Below are 22,930 nucleotides of genomic sequence, written 5' to 3'. Positions count from 1 at the left end.
ATCGACCAAACTTTCACTAGTTTAATAGTAGTTTAGTCGTATTTTGTCGAAAAAACAATATAATTCTTCTATAGCTTTCATAATAGAAACGAATTTATGGATTACTTTTTCTTGTTTTTTTGAATCATAATAGGAAGCGGAGATGATTAAACTTCTTAACTGCGGAAACTTCTTAAGGAGCTCAATTGCCCGTTCTGTTTCTGTATCCTCAAATCTCTCCCTTAAGACCATCGTACTCTCAGAATGCTCTTCAGGATAAGCCTTTCCGGAAATGATATTATATAAGTCCATTGGAGAAAGCTGATATAAATTCACCAGTTTTCTTAGAATATCGTCAGGAAATTGGCTTTTTCCATTTTCGTATTTATTCAGCAGTTGTTTGCTGATATTTAAGCGTTTCGCCACTTCGACCTGGCTCAACTGAACAATTTCTTCCCTGTATCTTTTAAATCCATCAGAAAAAATCATACTTTCACCTGCAGTCTTCATTAGATGTTATTAACATAACTCCTTAATGAAAAAAGAAATGAAAAGTTAATATATAGTTGACTATTTATAGTAAATTAATTGTTTATTTTTAAAAAGTAGTTGTCTAAATACATATTTTTCCTTTAATATAAAAATAAGGGTGAAAAAAGTACTATATTGTCTAAAATTGAATAGCGGGAGGAAACGATGAATAAGAAGGTAATGCTGTTAAATTGTCTATATGGTGTTGGGAGATTGAAAGGTCTTAACGACTGTTATTTGATATTCAGGGGCAGGTATAAAGAAGAGTCTTTCTTGCTTACCTCAATAGGAAATTATACCTTGGCAATGAACAGCTTAAACTTGGAGGATCTGACTTCTGAAAAAAGGTTTATTAGCTTCCTGCCAATTCCACTGACAAGCTCTACAAAGTTCTTGTTAAGAGCGGACATCCAGGGAGTGAAAAGTATACTGATTCTCTCAGTGGATTCAAAAAAAATTCAGGTACAGCCTGCGACTCCTTTTGATGAACTTACAGAAGAAACATTTTTACACATTGCTCAATGTTTCACTCTGAAGAAAAATGACACATATTTATCTTTTTTGTTACAACCACCCAAAGACACAGCATTTTAAGCAAGAAAATTCCTCGTATGACTCGACAATAATCTCGTAAACTTTGTAAAAATAGCGCGATTCTCCTAAAACATTCACACAAAATCCAAAAATTGTATTTACGGAACTTGTAGATTTCTGGTAGAGTATGTATATTCATAAAGTTTAACATTTCGCCAGACAGGTAAATACACTACTATAGAAAAGTATTTTAGGAGGTAATCTTTTGCAACAAGATCCAACCAATGAACAGCTGCAGTTACTCACCCTCATGAAAAAAGCCTTTGACAAAGCAAATCATGGAAACATGGATGCTTCCAAAATGGTAACATGGCTTCAAAAAGAACTTCAAAATGAATATACATTCGTAAAAGAAAAAGCTCTTTAGACCAAAAAGTCCAGAGCGCTTTTTTTGATTATTAATGTAAGCGCTTAATTATGTTTAGAGTATTAAATAGGAAAGCACCCGACAGGCTGACTGCAGGTCCACCCTCTTATATAATCCTCATGTATCCAGAAGAGGCATATCTCCCCTAAAATTGGTCCACTCATGTATCCAGGAGCCCGGTGTGAGTACATATCTCCCATAAAAATGAGCGACTCATGTATCCAGAAGCTTGGTGTGAGTACATATCTCCCCAGAAAAAGAGCCACTCATGTACCCAGAAGCCTGGTGTGAGTACATATCTCCCCAGAAAAAGAGCGACTCATGTATCCAGAAGCTTGGTGTGAGTACATGTCTCCTTTAAAATTGGTCCACTCATGTACCCAGAAGCCTGGTGTGAGTACATATCTCCCCAGAAAAAGAGCGACTCATGTACCCAGAAACCCTGGGTGAGTACATATCTCCTTTAAAATTGGTCCACTCATGTACCCAGAAGCCTGGTGTGAGTACATATCTCCTTTAAAATTGGTCCCCTCATGTATCCAGGAGCCCGGTGTGAGTACTTATCTCTCATAAAAATGAGCGACTCTTGTATCCAGAAGCTTGGTGTGAGTACATATCTCCTTTAAAATTGGTCCCCTCATGTATCCAAGAGCTTAGTGTGAGTACAAATCTCCCTTTAAACCGGGTGACTCATGTATCCAAAAGCTTGGTGTGAGTACATATCTCCTCAGAAAAAGAACGACTCATGTATCCGGAAGCTCGGTTGAGGACATATCTCCTTTAAAATTGATCCACTCATGTACCCAGAAGCTTAGTGTGAGTACATATCTCCCCAGACAAAGAGTGACTCATGTACCCAGAAGCCTGGTGTGAATACATATCTCCTCAGAAAAAGAGCGACTCATGTACCCAGAAGCTTAGTGTGAGTACATATCTCCCCAGAAAAAGAGCGACTCATGTACTCAGAAGCGCGGTGTGAGGACATATCTCCTCAGAAAAAGAGCGATTCATGTACCCAGAAGCTTAGTGTGAGTACATATCTCCCCAGAAAAAGAGCGACTCTTGTATCCAGAAGCCCGGTGTGAGTACATATCTCCATCAAAACTGAGCCCCTCATGTACCCAGAAGCCCGGCGTGATGACACCCCCCACCAAATCACTCACCCAAAAGACAAAAACCAACTCATCTCACCGCTTTAACGCGTTACCAATCTAAGTTTCTAAAATCTTCCTATATGACATTGACCACTTATAGAAAAACCCATACAATGAAAATAAGTTATTAGTAAATTCAGAAATTAAAAGGTGCGGAAGCCATGAAAATAGTCGATCAACACCGCATAGGCAAGAGTGCGCTTCTTCTTCTCCTAATGGACGGATCGGAAGAAGAGTACAGCGAGCAATTCAAGCAATTGAACTGGCAGTATTGCACAGGCAAAGTCGGTTCGATGAACGTCCAGAAAATTGTGGCTGCGATTGAAACCGCAGCGAAGCGGAATGAGATTGTCAGGGAAGATCTCTACAGGGAGATGCACTCGCTTTACCATGCGACCATGGAAGCCATCTCGGGAGTCACCCGCGGACAGACCCAGCTGGGCGAAATCCTTAGGACGGTCGGTCTAAGGTTCGCTGTAGTCAGGGGAACACCCTATAAAAATGCCGAAGAAGGCGAATGGATCGCCGTGGCGCTGTACGGAACCATAGGTGCACCCATCAAAGGCCTGGAGCACGAAACCATCGGCCTTGGAATCAACCATATTTAATAAGCAAGAGCCTATAGTGATTAGAAATCAGGAGGCTCGACGACAAAGCTTTATTTGTCGTCGAGCCTCTTTTTGTTTTTCTGCATACAGATATCAGATTCTTTAACACTTTAAAGCGCGAAGATGGACTGTCCCTTTCAGTGCTTTAAACCACTAAAGCACCACCGAACACCATCTAATAAAAAATCAAAGGGTGAACATGAATGATTGAACTGACAGGACATACATTGACAGTGGAAGAAGCGAAGAAGGTTATTTATGACAAGGAGAAGGTGACGTTATCGCCGGTGAATTTGGTCAAGGTCAACAAAAGCAGGGAAGCGGTGGAGAGGATTGTCAAAGAACAAAGAATCGTTTACGGAATCAACACCGGCTTCGGCAAGTTCAGCGACGTTCTCATCGACCAGGAACATGTCGAGGAGCTGCAGCTAAACCTCATCCATTCCCATGCCTGCGGAGTCGGAGATCACTTCCCGGAAAAAGTGTCACGGGCGATGCTTCTCCTCAGGGCAAATGCGCTCCTGAAAGGCTATTCAGGGGTGAGACCTGTCGTTATTGAAACCCTTATTGCGCTGCTCAACAAAGGCATCCACCCGGTCATCCCGCAGCAGGGGTCCCTCGGAGCCAGCGGGGACCTAGCACCGCTTTCCCACCTGGCCCTTGCGCTGATGGGAGAAGGAGACGTTTTTTACAAAGGAGAAATACAGCCGACCCTGCCCGTCCTATCCAAGGAAGACATCATGCCGATCACCTTGCAGGCAAAGGAAGGTCTTGCCCTTATCAACGGAACGCAGGCGATGACGGCTATGGGTCTCATTAATTACATTGAAGCCGAACAGCTCGCCTATCAGTCGGAAATGATTGCTGCCATAACGATTGAAGGCCTCCAGGGAATCATGGACGCTTTCGACGAAGATATCCATATCGTCAGGGGCTACCCTCAGCAGATCGCAACGGCAGAAAGAATCCGGAACCATCTTGACGGCAGCCTCCTCACCACCTCCCAAGGCGAGCTGCGAGTGCAGGATGCCTACTCACTAAGGTGCATTCCGCAGGTTCACGGTGCATCCTGGCAGGCGCTTGATTATGTAAAAGAAAAACTGGAAATCGAAATGAATGCCGCGACAGACAACCCGCTCATCTTTGACAATGGAAGAAAAGTGATCTCCGGAGGCAACTTCCATGGTCAGCCGATTGCCCTTGCAATGGACTTCATGAAAATAGCCATTGCTGAACTGGCGAACATCTCTGAACGAAGGGTAGAAAGGCTGGTCAACCCGCAGCTCAATGACCTGCCGCCATTCCTGAGTCCGGCACCGGGCCTTCAATCAGGCGCCATGATCATGCAGTACTGTGCAGCGTCTCTCGTTTCCGAAAATAAAACCCTTGCGCATCCGGCAAGTGTGGATTCTATCCCGTCCTCCGCCAACCAGGAAGACCATGTCAGTATGGGAACCATCGGAGCACGTCACGCGTATCAAATTTTACAAAACGCAAGAAGGGTCCTGGCAGTCGAACTCATCTGCGGCCTGCAGGCGGTGGAGTTCCGCGGCCCCGAAAAAATGGCAGGAGCTACTCACCAATTTTACACGGCAGCAAGAAAGCAGATTCCTTCCATCACGAAAGACCGCGTGTTTTCAAAGGATATAGAAAAAACACAGCTCTGGCTGCTGGACATGAACTGGCAGGACTTTAACTCAAACAAAAAAATCACCCAATAAGGGAGGAACTATTAATGGAAAAAACACGCATAGTCAGAGCCAAAAAAGGGCTGGAAATCGAATGCAAAGGATGGGAGCAGGAAGCGGTCTTGAGGATGCTTTATAACAACCTTGATCCGGAGGTGGCGGAAAAGCCGGAGGACCTCGTCGTGTATGGAGGCATCGGAAAAGCGGCCCGGAACTGGGAATCCTTTGATGCGATTGTCAACACGCTGAGAACCCTTGAAAACAATGAAACGATGCTGGTGCAGTCAGGAAAGCCGGTCGGCGTTTTTAAGACCCATGAAGCGGCACCGCGTGTGCTTCTGTCCAACTCGGTGCTTGTACCAAAGTGGGCGGACTGGGAGCATTTCCACGAGCTCGACCAGAAAGGATTGATGATGTACGGACAGATGACCGCAGGAAGCTGGATCTACATCGGAACGCAGGGGATTTTACAAGGAACCTATGAAACGTTCGCTGCAGTAGGCCGGAAACATTTTAATGGATCACTGAAAGGCACGATTACATTGACAGCTGGCCTCGGGGGCATGGGCGGGGCGCAGCCGTTAGCGGTCACCATGAATGGCGGGGTATGCATAGCGGTTGACGTCGATCCGGAGAGAATTCAAAAACGCATCGACACAAAATACCTCGATGTTCAAACGGATTCCCTTGAGGAGGCGATGATGATGGCATCCGAAGCGAAGGAAGCGGGCAAGCCTCTTTCCATCGGCCTCTTGGGAAATGCGGCGGAAGTTCATCATGAACTTTTAAAAATCTCTGCCAAAATAGACATTGTGACCGACCAGACATCGGCCCATGATCCGCTGAACGGCTATATTCCGGAACATTATACCTTGAAAGAAGCGGATGCTTTAAGAAAAGAAAATCCAAGTCTGTACACAAAACTTTCGAAAAACAGCATGGCCAACCACGTCGAGGCGATGCTCGAATTCCAGCGAAGGGGCAGTATCGTATTCGATTATGGAAACAACATCCGTCAGGTCGCCAAGGATGAAGGGGTGGAGGAAGCGTTCGGCTTTCCGGGATTTGTCCCTGCTTACATCAGGCCCCTGTTCTGCGAAGGAAAAGGCCCGTTCCGCTGGGCTGCACTATCCGGCGACCCGGAGGATATTCACCGCACCGACCGGCTCATCAAAGAACTGTTCCCGGAAAACACGGAACTGCTGAGATGGATTGACATGGCTCAGGAAAAAGTTGCTTTCCAGGGGCTGCCGTCAAGAATTTGCTGGCTGGGATATGGCGAGCGGGTGAAAATGGGTCTTGCTATCAATGAGCTCGTCAAAAATGGCGAGTTAAAAGCACCGATCGTCATCGGCCGTGATCACCTTGACTGCGGATCTGTCGCATCGCCAAACCGTGAAACAGAATCCATGAAGGACGGAAGCGATGCGGTGGGCGACTGGGCGATCCTGAATGCGCTAATCAATACAGCGGCGGGCGGTTCCTGGATCAGCTTCCATCACGGAGGCGGAGTGGGAATGGGCTACTCGCTCCATGCAGGACTGGTCGTTGTCGCAGACGGTTCGGACCTTGCGCATGAGCGCCTCGAACGCGTCCTGACGACAGACCCGGGAATGGGCGTGATCCGCCATGTGGATGCCGGCTATGAAAAAGCGGAAGAAACCGCTGATAAATGGGGAATCAAAGTTCCAATGAAAGGAGACAAATAATGACCGGACAATACGATGTACTGATAAAAAATATTGGACAGCTGCTAACGATGGATCATGGAGACGGGCCCATCAGAGGTGAAAAGATGGCACAAGCGCCAATGATCGAAAAGGCAGCCCTGGCAATTAAAGACGGAAAGATTGCCTGGATGGGAAAAACCACAGAAGCGGTCTCCCTAACAGCAGACAAAACGATTGATGCGGAAGGAAAACTGGTAACCCCGGGACTCGTCGACCCGCACACACACCTCGTCTTCGGCGGTTCGCGCGAGCAGGAAATGGCCCTGAAACAGCAGGGTGTCCCGTATCTCGAAATTTTGAAAAGGGGAGGCGGGATCCTGTCGACGGTGAAGGCAACCAGGGAGGCAACGGAGGAACAGCTTTTAGAAAAAGCCAGCTTCCACCTCGACCGCATCCTATCCTATGGAGTCACTACCATGGAAGCGAAAAGCGGCTACGGGCTGGAAAAAGAAACAGAACTGAAGCAATTAAGGGTGGTGAAAAAATTAAACGAACAGCATCCAATCGATTTAGTTTCCACCTTTTTAGGAGCCCATGCGATACCACCCGAGTACAAAGAGAATCCGGATGCTTTTTTACAGGAAATGCTGGACCTGCTTCCTCTTATTGAAAAAGAAGGGCTCGCGGAATTCGTCGATATTTTCAGTGAAACAGGAGTCTTCACAGTAGAGCAGGCCCGCGGCTATCTTTTAAAGGCAAAGGAAATGGGCTTCGATGTGAAAATTCATGCCGATGAAATCAATCCGCTGGGCGGCACGGAAATGGCGGTCGAAGTGGGAGCGAGAAGCGGGGAGCACTTGGTGGGTGCCTCGGATAAAGGGATAGGAATGCTCGGCACATCGGAAACCATTGCGGTTCTGCTTCCCGGCACTTGTTTTTACCTCAATAAAGACAGCTATGCAAAGGCCAGGGAAATGATCGAGGCAGGAGCTGCGGTTGCTCTCTCGACAGACTTCAATCCCGGCAGTTCACCGACGGAAAACCTTCAGCTCATCATGAATCTGGCAGCGCTGAAAATGAAGATGACGCCCGAAGAAATCTGGAATAGCGTCACGGTGAATGCCGCATATGCCATCAACCGAGGAGAAAGTGCTGGTAAAATTGCCCCTGGCCGCCAAGCGGATATTGTTCTATGGGACGTTCCCAACTATCATTACGTACCGTACCACTATGGCGTGAATCATGTGAACACGGTGTGGAAGGCAGGCAAGCTAGTTTATGGAAAGGAGCGGGAGGATGAACAGGTTTACACATCTTAGGGGAGCAGGCAAGGCGCAGTTCCAGGACCGCTTTACAAAAAAAGCCCACGAACTGCTCATGCCTTGGACGGAAGGTAAGAAAGGGGATATCGCCCTCGTCGGCGCACCCCTTTCCAAGTCTTCGATCAGCCATTCAGGTGCTGGCTTTGCTCCTGAAGCCATCCGCCGCTGCCTCAGCTCCTATTCAACCTTTGCCATTGAGGAAGAACGAGAGCTCGCAGACCACGGGTTTGTCGATTTTGGCGATATCCTGATGCACCCGACCTCCATCGTCGAGTCACAAAACAGAATCTATGAATCTCTTACGCAAGTTTGGGGAGAGGATGCAGCGCCATTCACCATCATTTTGGGCGGCGACCACTCCATCACCACTTCTTCCTTAGAAGCATTCACAGAACATAAAGGAAGAATCGGGGTCATCCAGTTCGATGCGCATCATGACCTGCGGAATGTTGAGGACGGGGGTCCCACAAACGGAACACCATTCCGCAGGCTGCTGGAGAGAGGCATACTTAAAGGAGAAGACCTCGTGCAAATCGGAATCCGCAACTACTCCAATGCCGAAGCCTACTATCAATACGCCATGAAAAATGACGTGAGCGTGTATACAATGAAGGAAGTCCGAGAGAGGAACATCAGCGATATCATGCAGGAATCCCTGAAGATGCTGGCCGAGAAAGTCGACACCATCTACCTTTCTGTGGACATGGACGTGCTCGATCAAGCCTTTGCGCCGGGATGTCCGGCCATCGGGCCAGGCGGGATGGACAGCGGCACCTTAATGGAAGCCGTCAGTATCGGATGCCGGCATACCAAAACAGCCGCCATGGATATCGTCGAAATCGACCCGACCCTCGACATCCGGGACATGACCAGCCGGATTGCTGCGCATCTGCTGCTCAATACATTGAAGGATCGCACATCACCACACTAAGGCGCTAAAAGGGACAGTCCCTCTATTCGGAGGTAACCACGTGCTCATTCTTTTTAGTTTGTTAGTAATCGGCGCCGCTGTCCTCGGCATGCCGCGAGTGAAGGGGAGAATTGGAGAAGGCTGGGTAAAGTTTTTCTTAAGCAAGCTCGATCCCGAACGCTATTTCATTCTGCATGATATCCTGCTGCCTGGTCAGAACGGAAAAACAACTCAGGTCGATCATATCGTCGTGTCACCGTATGGAATTTTTGTAATAGAAACCAAGAATTATAAGGGCTGGATCTTTGGCAGCGAAAAGAGCAAAAAATGGACACAGCAGATTTATAAAAACAAGCAGCAGTTCCAAAATCCAATTCATCAGAACTACGGCCACATCGAAGCAATCAAAAATGTTTTGGGCGAGCAGGTCAAGCTGCCCTATATCTCCATCATCGCCTTTAATTCCAAGGCAGACCTGAAAAAAATAAACATCTCGTCGCCAGACATTTATGTCACCTATGACACGAGAATAAAGAAAACAATAGAATCATACGGAGATAAAAGAAATGTCATACCCTACGCAAAAGCAGTCCATGACCGTTTGAAGTCATCGGCTATTGCAGGCAAAGAGGCAGTCAAAAGCCACGTCACCCAGATAAAAACAGACCAGAAACAAGTCAAACGAAAGGTACATAATAATGTCTGTCCAAAGTGTGATGGAAGACTTCTAGAAAGAAGAGGAAAGCATGGCCATTTCAAGGGATGTTCTAATTATCCCAAGTGCCGTTATACTGCTTAACATGAAGGATCATCCAAGTGGGTGGTCCTCTATTTATTATAAGGCACTTTCCTGCAAATAGAGGAAACAAATTCCCTTATTTACTATGTAGCAGTGAAAATAGGTGAAATAAAGGAATCATATTCCCTTATTTGTCTCAGAACACTAAAATTTGGCGCCTTTTCTTTGTATAAGGGAAAAAGATTCCTCTATTTAGTCCGAAATACGGTTCGGATTTAAAATAGCGGAAAAAACTTCCCTTATTTTTTCCTGAAAGATACTTAATTAAGGGAGTGCCTTTTTAATTCGCATTTTCTAAAAGATTGTTACTTATTTTTAAAAGCCATTTTCCTACTTCTGCTTTAAGGAGAAGTAGACTTCGCTGCAGACATGCTCCTGCAAGATTACCAGTGATCTAGTTCCTGGTGCCAGCCATTAGTGGTCATTTAATTCTCATCGAAACCCTCTTTCGCCTGTCGGACTGGAAAGGTACCTTCCAAACTAGCCGATGAAAAGAGGCTGATCTAAGCATCTGGAACAGTAAACGGTCGTGCTTAACGGTCGGGGGCTGATTTTAGTACTCCGGCTAACAAATAGAGGGAAAAATTCCCCCTATTCACCTAAATAGCACTTAAATAAGCTTAAATAGAGGGAGAAACTCCCCTTATTCACTCAAAATACTGGAAAATAGGTGCCTTTTCTTTAGATAAGGGGAAAAACTCCCCTTATATTTTCATGGAAGAGACTTGATTAAGGACATTGGCTTTTTATTTCGCTTTGGAACACAAGAGCCCATAACCATTAGAACGGACAAAGCGGCAAGCATGCTTCGGTCTCTTTCATAAAGTCAGAATCACACACTCATATGGGATTTTTTGAGACACACTACCCACCATCACCGTCTAAACCATGAATACATACACAACACCACAGAAAAAGGGGGGATCAGCGGGTTTGGAAGATAGAATTAAAGTCTTGGAGGACTTGATTGATGAGCATGAAGCATCAGTCACAAAGCTGGCTTTTACCTATGTAAAAGATTGGTCAACAGCTCAAGACATTGCACAGGAAGTATTTATCAGCGTGTTCAATGCGCTGGATACCTTCTAACATCAATCAGCCTATAAAACGTGGATTTATAGAATTACCGTCAATAAATGTAAGGATATGCTAGGGTCTGCCTACTTCAGAAGAAACATTCTGACAGAATCGGTGGCGCGGATCTTTAAGGAAAGCGAAGGGGACACGGCCGACAAAGTCATTCGGATGGAAGAGATGAAGGGGATTTCTAAGGATGTCTTTTCACTCCCGGAAAAATATAGGGAAATCATCATTCTTTATTATTATGAGGAACTGACAACAGAGGAAATCGGTGAATTGCTGGATATCGGTTCCTCCACCATCAGGACACGGCTGGCAAGGGCCCGCCATAAACTCCAATCGCTAAGCAAAAGGAGGGATCAGGTTGAACAGAGACCCGCTGAAAGATTTAAAAGCTGAATTGGATGAAGAAGTATTTCACAAGCACAAGCTGAAAAGCAGGAAAGATGCCATTTTAAAAGAGGCACGTGAAGGGATGACAAGTTCTCAGAAGAAAAGTCCAAAGTGGGCTCCTGTTATTGCAGCACTGGCCATTCCGGTGATCGGGTTTTTATTGATGGGGCCTATGCTTCTGGAGCAATTCCCCCAGCTATCGGACACGAACCCTGATGAAGTGACGGAACCCTCAAAGAAAAAGATTGAGGAAACACCAAAAGCCAGCGAGATCAAAAAGCTTTATTCCTCATTATGGGAGCAAGAAAAGCTGAACTTTAGGGCGATGTATTTACTTGCGGACTATAAGATAGATGGAAAGGAATATATCATCGATACAGGAGTTGAATATAGAAACGACGGAAACCTCAGTATCCATCAGCAAAACATTCACAATGACTCCCGAGTCATACTGGAAGACAATCTTTTGTATTATAAAGAAATCGACAAGCCTGCAACCGTTACAGCTATTCTTGCTCCAACAGACTATCTGAAGGCGGATCATAACTCTGACATCCTGTCTTACCCTTATTATCCCGCAAAGCTTCCAGAGGATATTGCGAGCAATCAATACACTTGGAAGATTAGCGAGGAGGGGGAACATGGGATACTAATCAATGGATTTACAGCTAACAAGAAACTCAGCTTGAAGGAGTTTTCGGCAAAAATTCATCCAGAGACCGGCATCCTGCTCAGTTTCGAAGGAAAGAATCAAAAAGGAGAGAAAACGATAGAATGGAAGGACAGAAAGTTTTACTACGATGAGGTTCCTTTGGGCATCAGGGATTCTAACCAGATGTTTATTCAGAATGACATGAACACAGAAGAAAATCTTACTCCTTTCCTAAATCAATTGCTGTCTGGAGAAAGTCATGAGTGGAAGAGTGCAATAGGGTCAATTACCCTGGACACTTCATACGAACTGAACAGGATGTTGGCAAATGTAAAATTGAATAGAAAAATCACGGAAACAGAAGAAGAACAAACAGCCCAGAAAATAGCAGTGGCTTTGAAGAATACTGAAGAATCCCGAAGAGTGCCATCCAGCCAATTTGAAGTCAATTTCTTTAATTTAAAAGCTGAGAAGGCTTATCGGAAAGCCTACACAGAATCCAGTCTGCTGCTAAACGAAGACCAATATGACGAAAACGGAAACCCGAAAATAAAATGGATGGACATCAAATAATTTCTCTTCTGAAGCAAAACCCTGTTCCAAGTTAATGGAACAGGGTTTTGCTCTGCGAATATTGAACTGCTAACCGTTTTCTAACTCTTCTAATGAAGACCTTTGCTGCCCGAGCATCAGCATGAGTACATATCTAAGCTGAAAAGGGGTCACTCATGTATCCAGAGCCGGAAAGTGAGTACATATCTAAGCTGGGAAGGGACCACTCATGTATTCAGAAGCGCAAAGTGAGTACATATCTAAGCCGAAAACGGTCCACTCATGTATCCATAAACGCAGCGTGAGTACATATCTAAGCCAGAAAGGGGCCACTCATGTATCCAGAGGGGCAGAGTGAGAACATATCTAAGCTGAAAAGGGGCCACTCATGTATTCAGAGCCGCAAAGTGAGTACATAACTAAGCCAAAAAGAGGCCACTCATGTATCCAGAGCCGCAAMGTGAGAACATATCTAAGCTGAAAAGGGGTCACTTATGTATCCAGAAGCGCAGCGTGAGGACATATCTAAGCCRAAAAGAGGCCACTCATGTATYCAGAGCCGCAAMGTGAGKACATAWCTAAGCCAAAAAGAGGCCACTCATGTATCSAGAACCGCAACGTGAGAACATATCTAAGCCAAAAAGAGGCCACTCATGTATCCAGAGCCGCAACGTGAGAACATATCTAAGCTGAAAAGGGGTCACTYATGTATCCAKAAACGCAGCGTGAGTACATATCTAAGCCAGAAAGGGGCCACTCATGTATCCAGAGGGGCAGAGTGAGTACATATCTAAGCTGAAAAGGGGCCACTCATGTATTCAGAGCCGCAAYGTGAGGACATATCWAAGCCAAAAAGAGGCCACTCATGTATCCAGARCCGCARCGTGAGRACATATCWAAGCCAAAAAGAGGCCACTCATGTATCCAKAGCCGCAACGTGAGAACATATCTAAGCTGAAAAGGGGTCACTTATGTATCCAGAAGCGCAGCGTGAGGACATATSTAAGCCAAAAAGAGGCCACTCATGTATCCAGAGCCGCARCGTGAGAACATATCTAAGCTGAAAAGGGGTCACTCATGTATCCAGAGCCGCCACCTGAGGACATATCCTCCCCGAACCGTATCCAAATCGGTGACCAGAACCCAGCACGCATCCAAAAAGCACTTACGAGACTATTAATATAGAAGAGGAAAGAATTTTAAATCCTGCAAAAGAAGAAATCCTTACCAGTATGCTTCAAACAATTAATCAGAGGAATCTGTTCACTATTGAAATCTCACTGAAACTACTGTAATATTTGTAACAAAGCTATCACAGTATAGTAACACTATTATCTCACCTGAAATATAAAAAATCCCTCGAAAACCCGCCAAATCAACGTTTTTCAGTGTATATTTACACTTTCCACCCTAAAAATATTAGTAAAATTAACCAAAAAGTATAACTTTCTGAATAATATTAATTACTAAAATCTCTCAAACTCCAGCAGTTTCTAAGGCTCATAGATTTTGACCCACTTAGAGGGTTATCTTGGAAATAGCGGCGGGATATTTTTCCATTAAAAATCTATTTTTCCTAAGTTACAATAGATTTTGTTATCAGCTTTCAAGCAAATCTGGTAGCAAAAATCTTGCAGAGAAACAAAGGAGAACTATTCTATGAAAAAAACAATTATTGCTTTGTCAACTGCCGCAATTTTATCAACGGGCTTTTCCACATATACACAAGCAGCAAGTCATACAGTACAATCAGGAGATACATTATCTCATCTGGCTAAAAGATATAGCGTATCCGTCAAAGACCTTAAAAACTGGAACAACTTGAATTCAGATCTTATCTATGTAAATCAAAGCTTGGAAGTGGGCGGAAAATCAGCTTCACCAGCAAAAGCGAGCGCAAGTGCCAAAACGTATGTAGTAAAAAGCGGAGATTACTTATCTAAGATTGGTAAAAACTACGGCGTTTCTGTCAGCAGCCTGAAAAGCTGGAATGGTTTGAGCAGCGACTTGATCTTCCCTGGGCAAAAACTGAAAGTAAGTGCGAGCGGATCAGCTCCAGCAGCGCCAGCAAAAGCAGTTAAGTCTTCATCTTCAAACGGCGGCACATATACAGTAGTATCTGGTGACACCCTTAGCCATATCGCAAAAAGATACGGTGTATCCGTACAGCAAATTAAATCAAACAACGGTTTGAGTAGCGACCTAATCCGTGTAGGTCAAAAACTATCAATCTCAGGTAAATCAACAAACGCAACAGCAGCACCTGCCAAGCAAGTTACAACGAAAGTAGCAAGCTCGTCAAACGATACTGTAGGCGTAATAAATGAAGCGAAGAGACATTTGGGAACACCTTATGTATGGGGCGGAGCAGCACCATCAGGCTTTGACTGCAGTGGTTTCATTTACTATGTTTATAAGCAAGCAGGCATGAACGTAAGCAGAACAAGTGCACTTGGACTATGGAATGAAACAACACGTGTGAGCAATCCACAGCCAGGCGACCTTGTGTTCTTCAGCAATACTTATAAGCCAGGCATTTCTCACGTAGGAATCTACTTAGGAAACAATGAATTCATTCACTCTGGAAACAGAGGCGTTGAAATCACTTCCTTGAGCAACAGCTACTGGAATCCTAAAATCACTGGTTACACTCGTTACTAAAATCCGATTCAAACCCTTCCCCGCCAGGAAGGGTTTTTTCTATTTACTTCATAACTACCCCCTCAGAATCAAGCTAAACCACTTTTTTTAAAAAAATTAAATAAAGCCTTAACTTTAGATATTGGATGTACTTACTTGTAAAATAATAGTCAATATCCTACATACAATAATGGAGTAGCATATGAAGGGGGAATAACAATTGAAGAAACTCGTATTTTTATCCGTCCTTATGTCACTGGTTTTTATTGCAGGATGCCAGGAAAAGCCTCAGCCGGATGATCGCCTGGACGCTTATATCGAGCTCTGGAACGATCAGGAATATGAAAAAATGTACAGCAGTTACTTAAGCCAAAGTACCAAAAATACCTACTCAACGGAAAATTTTACAGAAAGATATCAAAAACTGTATGAAGATCTTGAGGTGAAAAATCTCAAAGTCACCTATCAAAAGCCTGAAGAAGATAAGAAGTGGGAAGACCAAGAGTCAGCGAAGTTCCCGGTCAAAATAAAAATGACCACGCTGGCAGGAGATATCCAGTATGAAAAAGAAGTAGAACTTATCAGAGAATCAAAAGATGACCAGGAAAACTGGTATTTGAATTGGACACCTGACTTAATCCTTCCAAACCTTGATAAGGATGATAAGGTAAGGATTCAAACAGTGCCGGCCGATCGCGGGGAAATCTATGACCGCAATGACATAGCGCTTGCAATTAACGGACAAGCCTATGAAATAGGGGTAGTACCGGCAAAATTCAATGAAGAAAATGCCGGAAAAACGGCCGAACTTCTCGATATCACGCCGCAATATATAGAAGAACAGATGACCCAAAGCTGGGTACAACCTGAACATTTTGTTCCTTTAAAGAAAATCCCGATGTCCAGCCGTGATCTCGCGGTGGAATTGACATCCATAGACGGCGTATTCAATCAAAAAGTGGAAGCCCGTGAGTATCCCTATGCAGAAGCACTGGCTCATCTAATCGGATATACAGGAAAAATCACTGCCGAAGAATATGAAGAGCTGAAAGGGCAAGGCTATTCCGACCAGGCTGTTATTGGTAAAAGAGGTCTTGAGGAATTATATGAAGAGCAGTTAAAAGGCCGGGACGGCAAAGTGATTTATATTGAAAAAGAAAATGGCGCTGTTATTGACGTAGCGGCAGCAGAAGTAAAACACGGTGAAAAAATTACTCTGACCATCGATGCCGAGGTGCAAAAGAAGCTATACGAACAAATGAAGGAGGAAGCAGGCACAGCGGCTGCGGTACAGCCGAACACGGGGGAAGTGCTTTCATTGGTTAGTGTCCCTTCGTTTGATCCAAATCAATTTGCGCTGGGCATTTCATCAAAGGATTATAAAGCACTCCAGGACAATCCGAATAATCCTCTGACAAACCGCATTGTCAATACTTATTCCCCTGGATCAACCATGAAGGGGATAACTGCTGCCATCGGACTGAATTCAGGAGAGCTGGATCCGTCAAAAACCTACACAATAGAAGGGGAGCAATGGCAAAAAGATCAGTCATGGGGAGGATACAAGATTACAAGAGTGTTTGACAACGACACCAACGTAGATCTGGAAAGCGCTCTCAAGTACTCAGACAATATTTACTTTGCGCGTGCAGGGCTTGATATGGGAGCGGATACCTTCCAGCAGGGCCTGAAGAACTTCGGATTCGGCGAGGACATTCCTTTCGAATACCCAATCACACCATCGCAAATAGCCAATGAGGGTGAAATCTCTGAAGAAATCCTGCTGGCTGACTCTGCTTATGGACAGGGGCAGATTTTAATGAGTGTCCTTCATCTTGCCAATTCATACGGTGCCATCATCAATGACGGAATCATGATGAAGCCTCTCCTGTTGAATGGAGCTGRAAAGGAAGTCTGGAAAAATGACCTTCTATCAAAAGATAATGCTGAGCTGCTAAAAACAAATCTTAGAAAAGTTGTGACAGAAGGAATCGCAGGAAAAGCCGCAGTAGAAGGAAGAGCAATTGCCGGAAAAACCGGTACAGCCGAAATCAAATCCGAACAGGGTACAACAGGAACTGAAAACGGCCTCTTCGTCAGCTACGACCAGAACAACCCTGATTTCCTGCTCGCGATGATGCTTGAAAACGTAGAAGATCGGGGGGGCAGTAGGCATACCGTCGAGGTCACCAAGAAATTCTATGAAAGCTGGTGACCGTTAGACAAAGAATAAAAATGCACACTACTGACCATATCGGACCCGGTTTTTGCCGTTAACAAAAGCCGGGAAAGTGTTTTAAAAAAGTTGAGCCGCCCCGCCTCCATACGTCGTCTAACCCTAGAGGGAGGAATCTGCAACTATGCCTAAAATGTCTAAACCTAAAAAAACTGCACTATTTATATTAATCATTCTACTTTTAGGGACCGTGTCAGCTGGCTCAATTTATATTTATTTCAGTGAACAGGGAAACCAGGAGATGGCCAATGCCGAAGACGGTGAAACCGAGGAGTACAGCGAAGAAACTACTGGTCAGGAAACCAGTACAGAAAACCCGTTCGGTGAACCATTCCTGTCGCCTATTAATGAAACGGTGATGCAGCAGTATATCCATGCAATGAGCCACCAGAAGGTAGAAGCCAAGCAAAAGTGGTCTTTTTATGAAATGACCGATGAGAGAATCCTCTACTTATTAGGAGAACTTGATAAAGGAGATTACGAGCACGAGCAAGTCTATAAAGACATCCTCTTAAAATGGCAGGAAGAAGACTTCAGCGAAGTGGACCATGACCACAACGAAGTTTGGAGTCTGCGAGGAGGAACGGTCGGAGCTGCGGAAGGAATTCTTTCCCCGCAAGCAGAAGAGACTTATTTAAACAAACAGAAAAGCGAGAAACGGTAAGCATAAGACAGGTGCAGATGACCAGCACCTGTTTTTATAATGGCTCTTTTTGCTAGATTGTTCCATCAAAATATATACGAATAATAAGGTTTATCTAGATAGTTTCAAGTGAATAAAGGCGTTTTCTTCAAAATTAGATAGCAGCAAAGTTAACGGAAAGAACCCATAAAAAAAGAGCCATCCCATTGGAGGCTCATCATCAATCCTTAAAGGAACTTTACTTTTTCTTTACTGACATTCTCAGAAATAAGCTTTTTTAACTTCTCCTCTTCAGCCTTGGAACGGAAATGGTTCTTAGGAAGCAAAATGGCCTTATTTCTTGAGATATATAATTGAAACATATCCGGACGCTCATAAATAATAAGAAAGTCATGCCATTCAAAGTAGTTGCTGGATTTCCTGATCTTCTGCTGTATTTCCTCTGAAGAAAATATGTAGGTGATATCATTCTGCAGAAGCTGATCGCTTTTGTATTCTTTGCCAGCCCTAAGTCTAATGATTAATTTGGCAAGCAAAAATAACACAGAGGAAAAGAACAAAGCAAAGATCAAACCAAGAATTATGGAAAAAGCCCAATCTAATAAGTCTTCATTGAGATTCCGAGAATTTATAACGAAATAAGCCATGAAAAGGATGAAGCTTAAAAGCAGGACGCGCCGGTTGAACTTCTTAATATGATAGCGGTTATGGTTGATAAAATCCTTCTTTGTAATCGTACCGCTCACTATAAGGGGATCCTGGTATTGCATAGAGTTATCATCATGCATGTTTCACTAGCTCCTTTCCTGAAAACCTCCATCTTCAGGATACATATCAGCCATTGTGATTACTGCCCATTTAAAAACCTCCCTCAATCCATTTTTGGGGATAGGGGAGGTTTCGCGGATATCCAACTAAGCAATAAGATCCTGAGCAACTGCAGGAATTCCGATTACCTTTAAGAAATGGGAGATCTTTTTCAGAGCTATATATCTGTACTCTTCAATAATTTCAAATTCTTTTAACACTGCATGTTTATTTCTTCTAAACCCTTTAGGGCCAGCGGATGGGGTTTTAAAGTGGGAGTCAGTGAGTTTGTAAGTGTAAACTTTTGCTTCTCCAACCTTCATCTGTGATGTTTTGAACTCAAAGTGGAATACGATCGCCAATTCATCATCAATATAGGACGGAATCACTTTCATTTCAATTTCACTCATCTTTATTACCTCCCTGTTATTTATATTTTCATACTACCAAATTTCCTGGATGGAGGAATTCCTGAATGAGGTGCAAAATACCCGAAAAAGGAGGACAAATTAAAAGAATCAGTTGATTTCCCTGTTTTATATAACTTCAGGAATATTCGCGAAAGAATAATTTTATTTTGTCTGGAGAAGTATGTTATACCAATACTGCAAAAGAACACAGTACCCTTCACAAACCAAAGATCATTAGTATAATAGGAACTATGATTAAAACGGAAATGTGGTGCTTAACGGAATGAAGATTGATGATGTTGATCGCAAGATTCTGCAGATTCTTACGCAAAATGGAAGGACATCATATGTAGATATCGGAAAAGAACTGGGACTGTCGCGTGTCTCTGTTCGGGAGCGGGTAAATCAGCTGATAGAAGGCGGAGTGATTGAACGCTTCAGTGTGGTGATTAATTCGGAAAAAGTAGGAAAGACGGTTTCTGCTTTCTTTGAGGTGGATTGTGAGCCTGCCTATTTGGTCGAGGTTGCCGAAAAGCTGGTCGATCTTCCGACTGTAGCAAGTTGCTACCAGATGACGGGTCCGAGCACCTTGCATATGCATGTGCTGGTGGATGACTTTTCAGCTTTGGAGAATTTCGTCAACAATGAGTTATACGCACTGGAAGGCATCACCAGAGTGGAAAGCCATATCTTATTGCGCCGCTTCAAGAGCCGGAATGGTCTCAAATTATAACGTTTGCTTACATACCGGAACTGACTCCATAATGATTTAGAAGGCTGTCTCACAGCTGTTCTAAGTCTTTTTTTTATGGCCCTTTTCGTAAACATTGTTGCTACTTGATACTAATTTCAAAAAAATAACCCTATTACGAAGATGAAATCGGACAAAACGGAAAAGAACAGAGCTGATCTTCCGCGTTTAGAATTAAAACTCTTAGTATCCGGGGGAAATATCCGGCTCTTGGGCTTTTTTCGAAAGCAAAAATATATGAGAAAACAGCCTTTTTAATTTGAAAGCAGAATGGCAAAACACTTAACTCAATATAGCAACGAATTAATTCCCAGCAAGAGTATAAGTACCGCCAACCGCCAGCTTCTCTTCTAAAAGAACTACATTTCATTAACCGATTTATTTAAAATAAATTGTAAGTTAGATCTAGAATTCACATCCGTCCGAAGTACCCGCCACATCGGTCAAGTCCCATCGCATTTCATCACCTCCCGCCCGAAGTACCCTCCCCATCGGTCAAGTCCGGCTGTAATTCTTCAACTCCCATCCGAAGTCCCCCACACATCGGTCAAGTCCCGCCGCAATTCTTCAGCTCCCCACCGAAGTGCCCTCCCCATCGGTCAAGTCCCGGCACATATCTTGAGCTCCCCACCGAAGTGCCCTCCCCATCGGTCAAGTCCCGGCACATATCTTGAGCTCCCGTCCGAAGTACCCTCCCCATCGGTCAAGCCCCGGCACATATCTTAGCTCGCGCCCGAAGTGTTCTTCACTTCGGTAACGACAAGCAAATTTCCGCTCACTCTTGTCCGAAGTTACTCACAATTTCATCACAATTGATACCTTTTAAACGCCCGTTAATATAGGACTAATGAAACAATTTAATCTTTTTTGCAAAAACACTAGAAATATTCTGAATAATCATTTATAATCGTCCCTAACAACTTTTAACTTCCGTTTGTAAGTATAAATGAACTTTTAAGTTAACAAACGGAGGTTATCAATCGAAAGTGTTATCTAAAGTAATGAAGCGCTTTCATAAAGAAGGGGAGGGAGAACTACATGATAGCTCTGATTTCACGCAGATTTATTCAATTGATCTTATTATTATTCGGAATTTCCTTTCTTGTTTTTGGGAGTATGCACTTGGCACCAGGGGATCCAGCCACGATTATCGGCGGGCCGACTGCCAGTGATTCCGACATTGCGGCCATCCGGGACAGCCTTGGCTTGAATAATCCATTCCTGGTTCAGTACTGGGATTACTTAAAAAATATCGTCCAGGGAGACTTCGGTTATTCTTACCAGACGAAGCAATCGGTATCAGAAGCGATTGCCGTCCGCTTCCCGAACACAATTAACCTGGCGATTGCGAGCATGATTGTCGCAGTGGTTATCGGTGTCATTGCAGGAATCATTTCCGCACTGAAGCAAAATTCCTGGCTGGATGTCACCAGTACGGTGTTTGCCTTAGGTGGGATATCCATCCCGAACTTCTGGCTTGGGACCATCCTGATTCTCGTTTTCGCCGTAAACCTTCAAATTTTACCGGTCGGTGGCTTGAGTGCTCCGTTCTGGACAGTAGAAGGGATGAAGCAGCTGATCCTGCCGGCGATAACTCTAGGAACCGGGTCGGCAGCGATGATTGCAAGGATGAGCCGCTCTTCCATGCTTGAAGTCATCAGGGCGGACTACATACGCACAGCAAGGTCGAAAGGTGTGAAAGAAAAAACAGTTATCTGGATTCACGCACTTAAAAATTCCATGATTCCCGTCATCACCGTCATTGGCTTGAACTTCGGTTTCCTTTTAGGAGGAACCATTATTACGGAACAGGTTTTTGCCATCAACGGAGTCGGCAGATTGATGATCGATGCCATCGCGGCAAGAGATTTCCCGATGGTACAGGGTTCAGTGCTCCTGGTTGCGACATTATTCGTTCTAGTTAACCTGATCGTTGATATCGTCTACGTCTTTATTGACCCAAGAATCAGCTACGATTAAGCCGTTAAAGAAAGGAGGAACCATCTTGTCAGCTCAAGCAGTAGTTAATGAAGAAATCCAGCAAGGATCAAATCAGAAGAAGAAAGAAAAGTTTCTCGTCACGACCTTTAAGCGGTTGCTGAAAAATAAGCTGGCTGTCATTGGCCTGATCATCATCGCCCTGCAGCTTGTCCTTGCCATTGCGGCACCTGTGATAGCAACACAAGATCCTTTAAAACAGAACCTATCAGCCAGTGAGCTGCCTGCTTTTTCAGAGGGCCATTGGCTTGGAACCGATAACTATGGAAGAGACATCTGGAGCCGTATCGTATATGGAGCAAGGATCTCCTTGTCGGTCGGCCTTCTCGCTGTAAGTCTTGGGTTAATCGGCGGAGTCGCTCTGGGATTGGTCTCAGGCTACTATCGCCGTCTGGATGGCATCATCATGAGAATCGTCGATTTGCTGTTCGCGTTTCCCGGTATCCTGCTGGCGATGCTGATCATTGCCATTTTGGGAACCAGCCTGGTGAACGTCGCCATAGCGATTAGTATCTGGTCGATTCCATCCTGTGCCCGGATTGTCCGGGGGTCGGTGCTGACCGTCAAAAAGCAGGAATACATCCAGGCGATGCGCTCGCTGGGAGCAAGTGATCTAAGGATTCTCGTCAAGCACATCCTGCCGAACTGCATGGCGCCGATTATCGTTTTTGCGACCATGAGGATGGCAACCGCCATTCTGTCAACATCGGCTTTGAGCTTCCTCGGACTCGGGGCACAGCCGCCGACACCCGAATGGGGAGCGATGATTGCGCAGGGGCAGAACTTCATGTGGACATCACCTCATATGACGGTTGTTCCGGGAATCGCAATCATGCTTATCGTCTTTGCTTTTAACGTAGTAGGAGATGGGTTGAGGGATGCCTTGGATCCCAATATGGATATGAATCAATAGAAGTTTAAAGTCTTGTTGCTTTAAAAAAGGCTGTTTTCGCAAAGGTTGTGGCTTTTATAAAAGTAATGGATTTCCGCTCCAGGCGCACGACTCCGCGGGTCTTGGCTCTACAACTAGACGTCCCGCTAGTGCAGGAGATCCAACACCTTCCGCTTCAATAAAGTTTGAATATGAAAGCAGGTAAAAACAACTACACATCTTACTGAAAAATGGACTAAAAAATAGGGGGAAAG

The 22,930-nt window shown here is 44.5% G+C and carries 19 protein-coding genes and 1 pseudogene; 17 read left to right on the top strand and 3 right to left on the bottom strand.

Translation table 11 applies throughout. From position 1 onward, the window contains the following. Nucleotides 1-21: 21 nt before the first annotated feature. Nucleotides 22-468 (bottom strand): helix-turn-helix domain-containing protein, encoded by a 447-nt coding sequence (locus FZC78_RS08385; RefSeq protein ID WP_148939250.1) that lies wholly within the window; start codon nt 466-468, stop codon nt 22-24. Between the two features lie 207 nt (nt 469-675). On the opposite strand from FZC78_RS08385, the gene FZC78_RS08380 reads away from it, so the two are divergent. The 14 genes and pseudogenes from FZC78_RS08380 to FZC78_RS08320 all read left to right on the top strand — a co-directional run bounded on the left by FZC78_RS08380 (nt 676) and on the right by FZC78_RS08320 (nt 17,839). Further along, a complete protein-coding gene (locus FZC78_RS08380; RefSeq protein ID WP_148939249.1) occupies nt 676-1,104 on the top strand; it encodes a hypothetical protein in 429 nt (142 codons plus the stop codon). Between the two features lie 205 nt (nt 1,105-1,309). Then, entirely contained in the window at nt 1,310-1,471 is a 162-nt protein-coding gene (locus FZC78_RS23575; protein ID WP_187444854.1) for a hypothetical protein, read from the top strand. A gap of 1,315 nt (nt 1,472-2,786) precedes the next feature. After that, nucleotides 2,787-3,233: a hut operon transcriptional regulator HutP gene (gene hutP / locus FZC78_RS08375; RefSeq protein ID WP_148939248.1), complete on the top strand. Its 447-nt coding sequence runs from the start codon at nt 2,787-2,789 to the stop codon at nt 3,231-3,233. A gap of 203 nt (nt 3,234-3,436) precedes the next feature. Continuing rightward, nucleotides 3,437-4,954 (top strand): histidine ammonia-lyase, encoded by a 1,518-nt coding sequence (gene hutH / locus FZC78_RS08370; protein WP_148939247.1) that lies wholly within the window; start codon nt 3,437-3,439, stop codon nt 4,952-4,954. Nucleotides 4,955-4,968: 14 nt separating this feature from the next. After that, on the top strand, nt 4,969-6,630 hold the full coding sequence (gene hutU / locus FZC78_RS08365; RefSeq protein ID WP_148939246.1) for a urocanate hydratase: 1,662 nt from the start codon (nt 4,969-4,971) through the stop codon (nt 6,628-6,630). Next, nucleotides 6,630-7,910 (top strand): imidazolonepropionase, encoded by a 1,281-nt coding sequence (gene hutI, locus FZC78_RS08360; RefSeq protein WP_148939245.1) that lies wholly within the window; start codon nt 6,630-6,632, stop codon nt 7,908-7,910. The genes hutU and hutI overlap by 1 nt, the downstream gene beginning before the upstream one ends. Then, on the top strand, nt 7,870-8,844 hold the full coding sequence (gene hutG, locus FZC78_RS08355; protein ID WP_252183551.1) for a formimidoylglutamase: 975 nt from the start codon (nt 7,870-7,872) through the stop codon (nt 8,842-8,844). The genes hutI and hutG overlap by 41 nt, the downstream gene beginning before the upstream one ends. A gap of 40 nt (nt 8,845-8,884) precedes the next feature. Beyond that, nucleotides 8,885-9,622: an NERD domain-containing protein gene (locus tag FZC78_RS24240; RefSeq protein WP_148939244.1), complete on the top strand. Its 738-nt coding sequence runs from the start codon at nt 8,885-8,887 to the stop codon at nt 9,620-9,622. A 933-nt stretch (nt 9,623-10,555) separates the two neighbouring features. Next, nucleotides 10,556-10,711: a sigma factor gene (locus tag FZC78_RS08345; protein WP_187444853.1), complete on the top strand. Its 156-nt coding sequence runs from the start codon at nt 10,556-10,558 to the stop codon at nt 10,709-10,711. A gap of 18 nt (nt 10,712-10,729) precedes the next feature. Continuing rightward, a pseudogene (locus FZC78_RS08340) lies at nt 10,730-11,101 on the top strand (sigma-70 family RNA polymerase sigma factor); the annotation flags it as partial. Beyond that, a complete protein-coding gene (locus FZC78_RS08335; protein WP_148939241.1) occupies nt 11,067-12,320 on the top strand; it encodes a hypothetical protein in 1,254 nt (417 codons plus the stop codon). The pseudogene FZC78_RS08340 and the gene FZC78_RS08335, both read left to right, overlap by 35 nt. 1,638 nt (nt 12,321-13,958) lie before the next feature. Then, the gene (locus tag FZC78_RS08330) at nt 13,959-14,960 is read left to right on the top strand and encodes a LysM peptidoglycan-binding domain-containing protein (RefSeq protein ID WP_148939240.1); all 1,002 of its coding nucleotides are present in this window, start codon (nt 13,959-13,961) and stop codon (nt 14,958-14,960) included. A gap of 199 nt (nt 14,961-15,159) precedes the next feature. Continuing rightward, nucleotides 15,160-17,154, top strand: a complete 1,995-nt coding sequence (locus tag FZC78_RS08325; protein WP_252183549.1) for a penicillin-binding transpeptidase domain-containing protein — start codon at nt 15,160-15,162, stop codon at nt 17,152-17,154. Between the two features lie 145 nt (nt 17,155-17,299). Next, nucleotides 17,300-17,839, top strand: a complete 540-nt coding sequence (locus FZC78_RS08320) for a DUF6241 domain-containing protein (RefSeq protein ID WP_148939239.1) — start codon at nt 17,300-17,302, stop codon at nt 17,837-17,839. A 206-nt stretch (nt 17,840-18,045) separates the two neighbouring features. Here FZC78_RS08320 and FZC78_RS08315 read toward each other — a convergent pair whose 3' ends face one another. After that, nucleotides 18,046-18,606 carry a YcxB family protein gene (locus tag FZC78_RS08315; RefSeq protein ID WP_148939238.1) on the bottom strand — a complete coding sequence of 187 codons (561 nt, stop codon included), beginning with the start codon at nt 18,604-18,606 and terminating at the stop codon, nt 18,046-18,048. Nucleotides 18,607-18,732: 126 nt separating this feature from the next. Beyond that, complete coding sequence (locus FZC78_RS08310; protein ID WP_148939237.1) at nt 18,733-19,035, bottom strand: hypothetical protein; 303 nt, start codon at nt 19,033-19,035, stop codon at nt 18,733-18,735. Nucleotides 19,036-19,318: 283 nt separating this feature from the next. Between FZC78_RS08310 and FZC78_RS08305 the strand changes: the two genes are divergently transcribed. The 3 genes from FZC78_RS08305 (at nt 19,319) to FZC78_RS08295 (ending at nt 22,697) form a co-directional block, all read left to right on the top strand. Then, a complete protein-coding gene (locus tag FZC78_RS08305; RefSeq protein ID WP_113930634.1) occupies nt 19,319-19,768 on the top strand; it encodes an Lrp/AsnC family transcriptional regulator in 450 nt (149 codons plus the stop codon). Between the two features lie 1,056 nt (nt 19,769-20,824). Next, nucleotides 20,825-21,766 (top strand): nickel ABC transporter permease, encoded by a 942-nt coding sequence (gene nikB, locus FZC78_RS08300; protein ID WP_148939236.1) that lies wholly within the window; start codon nt 20,825-20,827, stop codon nt 21,764-21,766. Nucleotides 21,767-21,791: 25 nt separating this feature from the next. Further along, nucleotides 21,792-22,697 (top strand): ABC transporter permease, encoded by a 906-nt coding sequence (locus FZC78_RS08295; protein WP_252183548.1) that lies wholly within the window; start codon nt 21,792-21,794, stop codon nt 22,695-22,697. Nucleotides 22,698-22,930 lie beyond the last annotated feature (233 nt).

Source organism: Rossellomorea vietnamensis, assembly GCF_008180415.1.
GTDB classification, from domain to species: Bacteria; Bacillota; Bacilli; order Bacillales; family Bacillaceae_B; genus Rossellomorea; species Rossellomorea vietnamensis_C.
The sequence above is the reverse complement of the archived record's forward strand: the minus strand, read 5'-3'. Positions and strand labels throughout refer to the sequence as shown.